The organism is Evansella vedderi (assembly GCF_030813435.1).
GTDB lineage: Bacteria > Bacillota > Bacilli > Bacillales > Salisediminibacteriaceae > Evansella > Evansella vedderi.
The window spans coordinates 24,778-36,590 of record NZ_JAUSUG010000017.1 but is presented as its reverse complement, the minus strand read 5'-3'; the positions used below and the strand labels follow the sequence as shown (position 1 = coordinate 36,590).

Below are 11,813 nucleotides of genomic sequence, written 5' to 3'. Positions count from 1 at the left end.
TTTTTTGTTTAAAATGACTTCCATGTTTTTGCATCACGCTTCATTTCTTCTTTTAGAAATTTTAAGCTCTTTTCCAAGAAGTCAACCTCTTCTTGTGAAAAGTTATCCAATACACCTTGTAAGTAGCCTTGACGTCTATGAATTACTTCACGAATAATCGTAGTGCCTTTATCCAATAAGTGAATACGAACTACGCGGCGATCATTTGTATCTTTTACCCGCTCTACCAACTCGTTTTTTTCCATACGGTCTATTAGATCAGTTGTAGTACTACATGCTAAATACATCTTTGATGATAATTCACCGATGGTCATATCACCATATTCATGGAGCCATTGTAATGCTACAAATTGCGGTGGGGTAATTGGAAATTCATTAAGAATCTCTCTCCCCTTTTGTTTAACAATATCCGCTATCATTCGTAGTGATTTTTCAATATGGGCAACCTGTTCTATTTCAACAACTTCTTTTTGTTCAGCCATATTAATAACCTCCTTTCGGTTTACGAAACAATGTAATTACTCTTATTTTGCTAGTTTTTATCTTTAATTTCAAGTGTTTCTGTGTCATATGTCAAAGTGGTTATTAAACATTATTATAACTTATATTATAAAAGCTTTGTCGGATAAATTTATATTACTTAATTACTATAACTGACAATACTTATTTTCACTACAGATAAAATTATAAAAAAGGGCTGAACCTATTATAACCTATATGGTTCAGCCAATTTTCTCGTATATTAATTTAAGTTTCTTTTCGCATAAAGCTTACGAAAACAGCCTAATTTAAAAAGGTTTTTTCCACATAGTCTTTTACTTCTTGTGCAGTATTCATCTGCAATGCTTTTTCTACTGCCTTTTCAGCTTCTTCCTTTGTTAATTTGGAAAGCTGACTTCGTGCTGGTAAAATGGAAGTGGCACTCATACTGAATTCATCTAATCCTAAACCTAATAATAACGGAATAGCGATAGGATCTCCTGCCATTTCTCCGCACATTCCAGTCCATTTACCTTCCTGATGGGAAGCATCAATAACCATTTTCACAAGCCTTAAAATAGCTGGATTATATGGTTGGTACAAATAAGAAACTTGTTCGTTCATACGATCTGCTGCCATCGTGTACTGGATCAGATCGTTTGTACCGATACTGAAGAAATCCACTTCTTTTGCAAATTGCGGAGCCATTACTGCTGTAGATGGAATCTCTACCATAATTCCAATTTCAATGTCTCGACTCACGTCTACTCCTTTTTCAAGAAGGGCTCCTCTTTCTTCCTCCAACATTTGCTTTCCTTGACGAAATTCATCGAGAGTCGCAATCATCGGGAACATAATCTTTAAATTACCGAATGCACTCGCCCTCAGTAAAGCCCTCAACTGGGTTCGGAACATGTCATCCTTTTCAAGGCATAAACGGATAGCACGGAAACCTAGGAATGGATTCATTTCTTTTGGCAGATCTAAGTAAGGTAATTCCTTATCTCCACCAATATCTAAAGTACGGATAACAACTGGCTTTCCATTCATTTCCTCTACGACTTTCTTATAGGCTTGAAATTGCTCTTCTTCGTTAGGGAGCTCGTCCCTGCCCATGTAAAGGAATTCTGTACGGTAAAGGCCGACTCCTTCTGCACCATTGTTTTTTACACCATCTAGGTCATTTGGGGTACCAATGTTTGCAGCTAATTCAACCTGATGCCCATCCATTGTACTAGATGGTTCATTCACAAGCTTTGCCCATTCTTTCTTCTGCTCTTCATATTGTTCCTGCTTAGTACGATATTGTTGTAATTCCTCATCAGTTGGATTGAGGATGACCTTACCATCAATTCCATCTACGATAACAAATATGTCTTTTTCCGCTTCGTCTGTAATGGATTTTGTACCTACAACGGCTGGTATTTCCATAGAACGGGCCATTATTGCTGAGTGGGAAGTACGTCCTCCTATATCAGTGACGAAACCTTTAACATATTTTTTATTAAGCTGAGCAGTCTCAGAAGGAGTTAAGTCCTCTGCTATAAGGACAACTTCTTCATTGATTTCAGCTAAGGATACAATAGGCTTACCTAATACATGTGCCAACACACGCTGAGAAACATCACGAATATCAGCAGCGCGTTCCTTCATATACTCATTATCCATCGATTCAAACATGGACACAAATTGATCAGCAACTTCTTTTAAAGCAAAGGCTGCATTCACTTTCTCATCTTTCACCTTTTGGCGAATAGTATCCACAAGCTCTGGATCATTTAACACGAGAATATGAGCAGAAAAAATTTCCGCATGTTCTTCACCAAGGTCCTGTTTCGTCTTCTCTCGGATTACCTCAAGCTCTCCAATAGAAGCTTCTAACGCTTTGTTAAATACAGCAATTTCTTCTTCTGCATTCTCGATATTTTTTTTCTCAACAGTTAAATCAGGCGTTTCTATTTTAAAGCTTTTCGCAATAGCAATTCCTGATGATGCTCCAATACCAGTTAACAATTTAGACATTTACTCACTAAGACCTGCTTTCATGATTTCTTCAATTCCAGCCATTGCTTCATCAGCATCAGGACCTTCCGCCTTAATTGTAACCTCTGCGCCTTGACTAACACCTAAAGACATAACACCCATAATAGATTTTAAATTAACGGATTTCCCTTTGTGCTCTAATGTAATTTCAGACTCATACTGACCTGCTTTGTTTACTAATTGTGTTGCTGGTCTTGCATGAATTCCTGTTTCTGCTGTAATTTTAAATGTTTTCTCTGCCATCTAAAACACTCCTTAATAAAATATAATTTTTAATAATTCAGAATGGGCTACTATGGGTTATAGCTTTTCAAAAAATTGTACAATCGTTATATTTGTACCCATTTTCTTTGACATTCACCCTTATTTCCAGTAAAAATTGTTACTGAAAAACTGACAATAAAAAAAGCATGAGTAAAAAGCTGCATACGAAAACCATCCAAATAATTGGAAGTCCTTTCATATACACCACATTACTCATGCCTGATCGTATCAGTAACACGTTTTGAAGGTGAATTTATTTATCTTATTTATTTGATGTTTATTTAAACACTAGCCCTATCTGAACTATATTTGAATGTATTATAGCATAGGTCCCACAATTCATCAAATAAAACAAAAAAGGCTCTGTTAAAGGCAGTATTTGATATAAACAGCTTGATTAAAGGGAGCACCTGAAGCGAAAATCAACATTAAAGTTAATTAGAGCTAAAAAAAATGACCTCAGGAATACATCCTGAGATCAAGGCAATCCATTTTCTCTGCAAAACGAGCTTCATAGTCATGAAGCTAGTAATACATCAAATCTTCAGTTCCCCTAATCTTACTAATTCGATGACAGCTTGCGAGCGCCCCTTTACTCCAAGCTTTTGCATCGTGTTCGAAATATGATTACGAACGGTCTTTTCACTTATGAATAATTGTGCTGCAATTTCTTTCGTAGTCTTATCCTGTACAAGAAGTTCGAAAACTTCTCGTTCCCGTTTCGTTAAAAGCGGCTTAGGTCGGAACTCATGTTCTTTCAATAGTTTCACCCTTTCTTGCATGGGCTGCTCCATCTAAATGATTAGATAGTATTTAGTCATGATTATCTTATGTACATAGAAGATAGCCTGTGACTCAACATAGCTAGGCAAGAAAGGATTTTTTTAAAAAATATTAATTTTTCAGTGTTTTTATGAACACTTTTTGTTTACATGGATTTTTCAAGCCTTTTTTTGGATTGCTCGCTCCATGATAACGGTTTACCTGTTTCTTGTGAAATTTGTACCATCCTTCCCCGTCCAGTGATGCAAATTTCCCCTTTCTTGTTTTGTATCATGTAATGGAGATCAACAGATGTATTACCAATTTTTCCAACCTTAACAAATATTCGCAATTCCTCATCAAAATAAATTTGATGTAAATAATCACATTGTAAATCTGCTGTAACAGGAATTGTTTTACCTTTCCTTGAAAACCACTCCTCTGCTAATCCTATTTCCTTAAAAAAGTTGATTCTAGCTTGTTCAAAGTAAACAAAGGATACCGTGTTATTAAGGTGCCCAAAAGCATCCGTTTCTGAAAACCTGACCGTAACAGGATAACTATATTTAAAGGATTCTTTCCATCTCTGAAAATCTTCTATATAATTCGGTTTTGCCACTAAAACCACCCCCTATATTGAATGATTATTCATTCATATGGATCTAGAAAGAAAAAGGGACCAGAAGTCCCTTTTCCATAAAAGATGAATAATAATTTTATACGTTTTGGTCACTCCCAAAGAAATCTTTAAATGATTGCAATGTAGTATCACGATTAAGTGCTGCAATGGATGTTGTAAGTGGAATCCCCTTAGGACATGCTTGTACACAGTTTTGAGAGTTACCACAGTTGGTTAATCCACCGTCATCATCCATAATTGTTCTGAGACGTTCAGCTTTATGCATTGCTCCTGTTGGATGGGCATTGAATAATCGAACTTGCGATAATGGTGCAGGTCCAATAAATTCTGACTTACTATTCACGTTAGGACATGCCTCTAAGCAAACACCACATGTCATACATTTAGAAAGCTCGTAAGCCCATTGACGTTTTGCCTCAGGCATACGAGGTCCAGGCCCTAAATCATAGGTCCCATCGATAGGAATCCATGCTTTAACACGTTTCAGGGAATCAAACATTCTACGACGATCAACCACTAAATCCCTTACAACAGGGAAAGTATTCATTGGTTTTAATCGGATTGGCTGCTCTAAAAGATCGATAAGTGCCGTACAGGCCTGGCGAGGTTTTCCGTTGATTACCATGGAACATGCTCCACATACTTCTTCTAAACAAACAGATTCCCAAGCAACAGCCGTTGTTTCTTCCCCTTTAGCATTAACTGGATTTCGGCGAATTTCCATGAGTGCTGAGATAACATTCATATTTTCACGATATGGAATTTTAAACGTCTCTACGTAAGGTGCAGTATCGTGATCCTTTTGACGTGTAATTTCAAGTGTAATCGTTTTTTCGCTCATTATTTCTCACCAGCTTTCTTTTTGGAAGTGTAGTCACGTTTACGTGGCTTAATGAGTGAAATATCAACATCTTCATATTCGAAATCTGGTCCGTTATTTGCTGGATTAAATTTCGCTTTTGTTGTTTTCAACCATTCCTCATCATTTCGATCTGGGAATTCAGGCTTATAGTGCGCTCCTCTACTTTCATTACGGTTATACGCCCCTAGAGTAATAACACGTGCAAGATTCAACATACCTTCTAACTGACGAACGAATGCAGCACTTTGATTACTCCATTTTGCCGTATCGTCAATATTGATATTCTTAAATCTTTCTAATAATTCTTGGATTTTTTCATCCGTTTCTAATAGACGTTTGTTTTCACGAACAACCGTTACATTATCTGTCATCCATTGTCCTAGCTCTTGGTGAAGTTTAAATGCATTTTCTTCCCCTTTCATAGAAAGAATTTCATCAAACTTCGCTTGATCCTTAGTTACTTGTGCATCGAATACATCGGAAGGTAAATCCTCAGCGGACTTTTCGAGTCCATTAATATATTCAATAGCTTTTGGACCTGCAACCATCCCACCGTAAATAGCAGACAATAAAGAGTTAGCTCCTAAACGGTTTGCACCGTGCTGTGAATAATCACACTCGCCAGCAGCGAATAATCCTGGAATATTAGTCATTTGGTTATAATCTACCCAAAGTCCACCCATGGAGTAGTGTACAGCTGGGAATATTTTCATTGGCACTTTCCGAGGATCATCACCCATGAATTTCTCATAGATTTCCATGATACCTCCAAGCTTTATGTCGAGCTCCTTAGGATCTTTATGTGAAAGGTCTAAATAAACCATGTTTTCCCCATTAATTCCTAATTTCAAATCAACACACACGTGGAATATTTCACGAGTTGCAATATCACGAGGCACTAGGTTTCCGTATGCAGGATACTTTTCCTCTAAGAAATACCAAGGCTTACCATCCTTATAAGTCCATACACGCCCACCTTCACCACGTGCTGATTCACTCATAAGACGAAGCTTGTCATCTCCAGGAATAGCTGTAGGGTGAATTTGGATGAATTCTCCGTTAGCGTAATATGCACCTTGCTCATATACAGCAGCGGCTGCATAACCAGTGTTAATCATGGAGTTAGTGGACTTTCCAAAAATGATTCCAGGTCCACCAGTTGCCATAATAACTGCGTCTGCTCTGAACGGCTTAATTTCAGAAGTATTTAAATCCTGTGCTGTAATTCCACGACAAACTCCATCATCGTCTAATACAGCGTGCAGGAACTCCCATCCCTCATATTTCGTCACTAGTCCTGCAACTTCATGGCGCCGAACTTGCTCATCTAATGCATATAATAATTGCTGCCCTGTTGTTGCACCGGCAAATGCCGTACGATGATGCTGCGTCCCACCGAAACGACGTAGTGCTAATAAACCTTCACCAGTACGGTTAAACATTACACCCATACGGTCCATCAAGTGGATGATTCCAGGTGCTGCATCACACATTGCTTTTACTGGTGGTTGGTTAGCAAGGAAGTCGCCCCCGTATATGGAATCATCGAAATGCTCCCAAGTAGAGTCTCCTTCCCCCATTGTATTTAACGCACCATTAATCCCGCCCTGCGCACAAACAGAGTGTGATCGTTTAACAGGTACGACGGAAAATAAATCTACTGATACTCCAGCTTCCGCTGCTTTTATGGTCGCCATAAGACCGGCTAAACCGCCACCTACGACGATTACTTTACCTTTGCTCATTCAAAACACTCCTTCTTTTTGGCTAGACAAATGCTAAGATTGCTCGAATTCCAATAAATGACATGATTACAAAAACACCCATTGCTATATAAGTCATAATTTGCTGTGAACGTGGTGAAACTGTGATACCCCATGTTACTGCAAAAGACCATAATCCATTCCCGAGGTGGAAGGATGCTGCAACAATAGCAATGATATAAAGGATTAGGGCAATAGGACTGGCAACGATATCAGCCATCATATCATAGTTCACTTCGGCTCCTAGTGCCTTTTGGATTCGAGTATCCCATACATGCCAAGCAACGAAAATGATCGTAATGATCCCTGTAGTACGTTGCAGTCGGAACATCCAGTTTCTCAAATAACTGTATGTAGACGTATTGTGCCTTGCTTGGAAAGCAATGTACAAGCCATAGATACCATGGAAAATGATTGGAATATAAATGAGAACAAATTCCGCTACCAGTAGAAATGGTAAACTTTCCATAAATTGTGTTGCCTGGTTATATACCTCAGGACCTTGTACAGCCTGATAGTTAATCATAAAATGGACAACTAAAAAGGCTCCTAGCGGTACAACGCCCAGCAAGGAATGTAACTTTCGATAAAAAAACTCTCGATTCGTGGACATCAAACTCTCCCCCTAAATTAATTTAATCTTATTTGGTAGTATTTCAGAAAACTTTATTTTATATGAACCTCCTTTACCGACTCTATTATACTTCATTTACAATTTGTAAATAGTGAAATAAACACAAGTTTGACTAAACTGTGACATTTTCATTTTACTCCTCAACAACCACACCGTCAAGAAAGCGATAACACCTTATTATTTTAACAGAAAAACGTTTGTTGTGACACATTCTTCTAAATTTTCTGATTAAAAATTGTACTTTTTTTCATTGTGAATGTACGAAATTCTTTGTAAGAAGCACTCTCATGACAAGTAAGAGTACTTCTTATTGAGAGGAATTATTAAGATGCACAAAAGTTCACAAGTCTGCCACAATTTTACTGCTATATCTTTTTGTGAATTAACCGATAATTATTCTTTCTGTCGGATATTTGTAATGACTAGTTTTTTCACGACCTCGAATGGAGAATAAAAAGGCTATAAGACCTACACGTCCTATTAACATTAATACCATTAATGTTATTTGGCTTGGAAGTGTTAAGTATGGAGTAATCCCCATAGAAAGACCGCAAGTTCCAAAGGCCGAACTTACCTCAAAGATAATAGCCATTAATTCAATCTCACTACTATGTTCAAAAGCACTTACCAATACAATTGCTAGAAACAACCCTACAACAAATACTGATAGAACTATAAATGCTTTTTGACGATCTTCCTGATGAATTTCCCGACCAAAGGCTTTCACATCACGACGTCCCATAGCAAAGCTCTTAATGGTTAAAAACATAACTGCTAGTGTCGTGGTCCGAATCCCTCCTCCTACACTGGAAGGACTGGCCCCAATGATCATAAGAGCAGAAATAAATAGAAGGCTAGCTAATGTTAATTCAGATACATCCATCGTAGCTAGTCCACCACTTCGAGCTGTTGCTGAATTGAATAATGAGAAAAACAGCTGTTGATGCCAGCTTAGTCCCTCATAGTAGGCATTACGTTCCATAAGCCACAGTCCAATAACTCCAATAACAAAAACAATAAAATAAGTAGAAACGGCAATTTTCGTAAATAAGCTGAAGCGGAAGCTACGATCCTTAGACTTAAAATATTCCCTTATTTCAATTAAGACAGGAAACCCAATAGCTCCAGCAAATATAAGTAATATATTTACCAATTGAACAAAGTAGTCATCCGCAAAGGGTATTAATGAAGCACCTGTAACATCAAAACCTGCGTTAGTAAAAGCAGATAAGGCACCAAATGCTCCTTGGTAGTAGGCTTCTGCAACTGTATCGAAATAATTTAAATAATATGTACCCAAAATAAGTGCACCAATTAATTCAATTCCTAAGGCCACGAATAAAATACCACGCATTAAATTGACTAATCCCGAAAAGGCAATTTGATTCTGGTCAACCATAATAAGCATTCTCTGGGAAAGGACAATTTTTCTCCCGAAAGCCATCCACACAAATGTTCCTAATGTCATGATTCCTATGCCCCCTAATTGAATAGCTAAGGCTAGAAATATCACGCCAATTCCACTGTACGTTTCTGAGACATTTACTACAGTAAGTCCTGTAACACTAACAGCACTAACAGACGTAAACAGTGCTTCTGAATAGCTAACAGTAACTCCAGGTTGAGAAGAAATAGGTAAATATAGAAGAACACTGAATAGGAACATTGCAACAATATAGGATATTACTATAACGCGGAAGGGACTTAAAAATTTACTTAACCCTAAATTCATGAACAGTTACCTCCGTTATATATACGGGGTTTAGTATAACATTTGTTTTTATTCGTTACCATATTTGTCCTAAATAATCTTAAGAATTTTATCATAAAATTTTAGCTGTGTGTGGTAATATGAAAAAGAAATCATTTTATCATTTAAAGCCAAACAGATTTCGAATAACCTATCGAGGTAAATAACCAACATCATTATTTCATGATCAGATAAAAAGGATGGTTTTCATGTCAAAAAAGAAGCAATGGATCGAAACGATTGAAGAAATGGATACAGCTGTTTCCCCATACAGCAACCACTTGCTGCGGCATGTGTTAATTCCTGAGCTCCTTGGGGAGGAAGAAGAAAGTATACTCTATTGGGCTGGAAAAGCCATTTCCCGAAAGCTGAAGGCAGAGGAAATCAATGACTTACCCCTCTTCTTTGAAAAGGCTAATTGGGGAACACTTACTTTAATGAAGGAGAGACGGAATGAAAAACAATACGATCTGTTGGCACCACAAATGATACAAGATCGTCCCTTTACACTTGAATGTGGCTTTCTCGCCCAATGGACGGAGTTTCAGACAGGTTTCATTACTGAAGCTACATACGAGATAAAAAAGAAAAAGCCATTGACTTGCAGAATCACAGTACGCTGGGACCCTAAAGACAAGGTAATGATGTTTTAATAAAGCGTCATTTGTACAGCTTGTTGTTTTTTCATATCTCGAAGGAGTGAAAGGCGGCGAATCCAGCTGGAAAAGCAACAACGCTCTTCTATGCGACGAGTAATCGCAGGAGCAATCTTTTATGCGACGAGTAATCGCAGGAGCAATCTTCTAGAATAGAGCCTTTTAATAATACACTATATAAAATGAAGCTACCCACAATAGTTGGGTAGCTTTTGTATAGTTTAGGAAGAAACGGCAGCTTTCGCTTCTTTTCTTTCATCTAATTCAAACGCAGTGTGCAGTGCTTCTACAGCTTTAACCATTTGTTCTTCTTGTATTACTACAGATACTTTTATTTCAGAAGTACTCACCATTTTAATTCCAATTTCTTGCTCTGATAATGCATTAAACATCGTTGCTGCAACACCTGGATTAGAAACCATCCCTGAGCCAACTATAGAAACCTTCGCTAATTCCCCTTCGTGACGAATATCTTGGTATCCTAAAGTCTTTTTGTTTTTTTCTAGAATATTAAGGGCTTCTGGCAATTCATGGGTTAGAATGGAGAAGGAAATATTCATTTCATTTTTTCCTGTCATTTGCTGAATTATAATATCCACATCAATACCCGCTTCTGCAAGTGGAGTAAACACGCTAGACATTGTATTATAATGATTTGGCAAATGATCGATAGTGATCTTTGTGACTGCTCCTTCAAAAGCTAAACCACGGACTGCTAAATTTTGTTCCATTGATACTTCCTCCTCAACAATCGTACCTTCTTTATCTACCATACTTGATCTCACTACTAGCTTCACATCATAGTTTTTTGCAAATTCTACCGCTCTCGGGTGAAGTACTCCCGCTCCTAAATTAGCTAATTCTAACATCTCATCATAGGAAATACTCTGGAGCTGTCTTGCATCCTTTGCTACCCTCGGATCACAAGTATACACTCCCGTTACGTCTGTATAAATCGTGCATGACTCCGCCTTTAATGCCGCTGCTAATGCCACAGCTGTTGTGTCGGAACCACCACGGCCTAAAGTTGTTATTTCACCATCATCTGTCATGCCTTGAAATCCGGCAACAATGACAGCTTTATTATCATTTAAATAGGATTCCACTCGTTCTGTATTGATACTCGTGATTCGTGCGTTTTGGTGGATAGGCTCTGTCTTTATTCCTGCTTGCCAGCCTGTTAATGAAACGGCATCAATTCCCATTTCCTTTAATGCCATAACCATTAATGACATGGTCACTTGCTCTCCAGTGCTTAAAAGCATATCCATTTCTCTTTTTACAGGGGAGTTTGTTATATCTTGTGCTAACTCTACTAAGGAATCGGTTGATTTCCCCATGGCAGAAACTACAGTAACAACCTTATGTCCTTCTTCCATTGCTTTTTTTACTTTTTCAGCTGCACGTTTAATTTTTGTAACATCCCCTACAGAAGTTCCTCCAAACTTCTGAACAATCGTTGCCAACATTAACGCCTCCTCTTTGATTCAAACCATACTTTCATTTCTACTCCATGCCCTATTTTTTAGAACAAGAAATAAGCTGTTGGAGAGTATCAGTAGAGTGCTCACGAACCGGACCTATATATTACAAGGGTGTGTTACACAGAATTTAATAGTGAATGGAAACTCCTTATCCTATGTAGGTGCTTTGTTGTAATATTTATTTCGTTAAGGTTCGACATTTGTCAAATAAAAATCGACAGTAGGAGCTTCCCACTGTCGAGTACGACTTTTGATTAATACTAAAAATATAAAAGCCGCTCCGTGAGATAGTTCTCCATGCAATTTTCATTAGCATGACAGCTCAATACTTATTCAATACTGAGCCAGAAGGCTTCCGTTGAGAAAAGAAACCTTCTTCGGCGAATTCCCCTTTTTATTACGTTCATCGAAGCTCAACCTTCTCCGGTAATAGACTCATGGTTTTCGCACCTCTACCTTCACTCCTAAGAGCTAA

Annotated in this window: 11 protein-coding genes and 1 riboswitch; of the genes, 1 reads left to right on the top strand and 10 read right to left on the bottom strand. The window is 37.9% G+C overall.

Translation table 11 applies throughout. The features are described 5' to 3' along the window. Nucleotides 1-8: 8 nt before the first annotated feature. The 9 genes from J2S74_RS18960 to J2S74_RS18920 all read right to left on the bottom strand — a co-directional run bounded on the left by J2S74_RS18960 (nucleotide 9) and on the right by J2S74_RS18920 (nucleotide 9,180). The gene (locus J2S74_RS18960; protein ID WP_307328642.1) at nucleotides 9-482 is read right to left on the bottom strand and encodes a MarR family winged helix-turn-helix transcriptional regulator; all 474 of its coding nucleotides are present in this window, start codon (nucleotides 480-482) and stop codon (nucleotides 9-11) included. 301 nt (nucleotides 483-783) lie between these two features. Continuing rightward, nucleotides 784-2,502, bottom strand: a complete 1,719-nt coding sequence (ptsP, locus tag J2S74_RS18955; protein ID WP_307328640.1) for a phosphoenolpyruvate--protein phosphotransferase — start codon at nucleotides 2,500-2,502, stop codon at nucleotides 784-786. Then, nucleotides 2,503-2,766: a phosphocarrier protein HPr gene (locus J2S74_RS18950; protein WP_307328638.1), complete on the bottom strand. Its 264-nt coding sequence runs from the start codon at nucleotides 2,764-2,766 to the stop codon at nucleotides 2,503-2,505. 557 nt (nucleotides 2,767-3,323) lie between these two features. Beyond that, nucleotides 3,324-3,548 carry a helix-turn-helix domain-containing protein gene (locus J2S74_RS18945; protein ID WP_088076137.1) on the bottom strand — a complete coding sequence of 75 codons (225 nt, stop codon included), beginning with the start codon at nucleotides 3,546-3,548 and terminating at the stop codon, nucleotides 3,324-3,326. Between the two features lie 167 nt (nucleotides 3,549-3,715). After that, a complete protein-coding gene (locus tag J2S74_RS18940) occupies nucleotides 3,716-4,168 on the bottom strand; it encodes an acyl-CoA thioesterase (protein WP_307328632.1) in 453 nt (150 codons plus the stop codon). A gap of 97 nt (nucleotides 4,169-4,265) precedes the next feature. Further along, nucleotides 4,266-5,030, bottom strand: coding sequence for a succinate dehydrogenase iron-sulfur subunit (gene sdhB, locus J2S74_RS18935; protein WP_307328629.1), 765 nt, complete (start codon nucleotides 5,028-5,030; stop codon nucleotides 4,266-4,268). Next, the gene (gene sdhA / locus J2S74_RS18930) at nucleotides 5,030-6,796 is read right to left on the bottom strand and encodes a succinate dehydrogenase flavoprotein subunit (protein WP_307328626.1); all 1,767 of its coding nucleotides are present in this window, start codon (nucleotides 6,794-6,796) and stop codon (nucleotides 5,030-5,032) included. Before sdhA ends, sdhB begins: the two co-directional genes overlap by 1 nt. A 22-nt stretch (nucleotides 6,797-6,818) precedes the next feature. Further along, the gene (locus J2S74_RS18925; RefSeq protein WP_307328623.1) at nucleotides 6,819-7,427 is read right to left on the bottom strand and encodes a succinate dehydrogenase cytochrome b558 subunit; all 609 of its coding nucleotides are present in this window, start codon (nucleotides 7,425-7,427) and stop codon (nucleotides 6,819-6,821) included. A gap of 403 nt (nucleotides 7,428-7,830) precedes the next feature. Beyond that, nucleotides 7,831-9,180, bottom strand: coding sequence for a TrkH family potassium uptake protein (locus J2S74_RS18920; RefSeq protein WP_307328620.1), 1,350 nt, complete (start codon nucleotides 9,178-9,180; stop codon nucleotides 7,831-7,833). A 227-nt stretch (nucleotides 9,181-9,407) separates the two neighbouring features. Here J2S74_RS18920 and J2S74_RS18915 point away from each other — a divergent pair, with 227 nt between their 5' ends. After that, complete coding sequence (locus J2S74_RS18915; protein ID WP_307328617.1) at nucleotides 9,408-9,851, top strand: YslB family protein; 444 nt, start codon at nucleotides 9,408-9,410, stop codon at nucleotides 9,849-9,851. 224 nt (nucleotides 9,852-10,075) lie between these two features. Here the strand turns inward: J2S74_RS18915 and J2S74_RS18910 are convergent, their stop codons facing one another. After that, the gene (locus J2S74_RS18910) at nucleotides 10,076-11,320 is read right to left on the bottom strand and encodes an aspartate kinase (RefSeq protein ID WP_307328614.1); all 1,245 of its coding nucleotides are present in this window, start codon (nucleotides 11,318-11,320) and stop codon (nucleotides 10,076-10,078) included. 298 nt (nucleotides 11,321-11,618) lie between these two features. Then, nucleotides 11,619-11,801, bottom strand: a riboswitch (Lysine riboswitch). Between the last annotated feature and the right edge of the window lie 12 nt (nucleotides 11,802-11,813).

Coding starts and splice junctions, on each gene's coding strand:
- J2S74_RS18960 (WP_307328642.1), bottom strand. CDS start 482: ATGGCTGAACAAAAAGAAGTTGTTGAAATAGAACAGGTTGCCCATATT.
- ptsP (WP_307328640.1), bottom strand. CDS start 2,502: ATGTCTAAATTGTTAACTGGTATTGGAGCATCATCAGGAATTGCTATT.
- J2S74_RS18950 (WP_307328638.1), bottom strand. CDS start 2,766: ATGGCAGAGAAAACATTTAAAATTACAGCAGAAACAGGAATTCATGCA.
- sdhB (WP_307328629.1), bottom strand. CDS start 5,030: ATGAGCGAAAAAACGATTACACTTGAAATTACACGTCAAAAGGATCAC.
- sdhA (WP_307328626.1), bottom strand. CDS start 6,796: ATGAGCAAAGGTAAAGTAATCGTCGTAGGTGGCGGTTTAGCCGGTCTT.
- J2S74_RS18925 (WP_307328623.1), bottom strand. CDS start 7,427: ATGTCCACGAATCGAGAGTTTTTTTATCGAAAGTTACATTCCTTGCTG.
- J2S74_RS18920 (WP_307328620.1), bottom strand. CDS start 9,180: ATGAATTTAGGGTTAAGTAAATTTTTAAGTCCCTTCCGCGTTATAGTA.
- J2S74_RS18915 (WP_307328617.1), top strand. CDS start 9,408: ATGTCAAAAAAGAAGCAATGGATCGAAACGATTGAAGAAATGGATACA.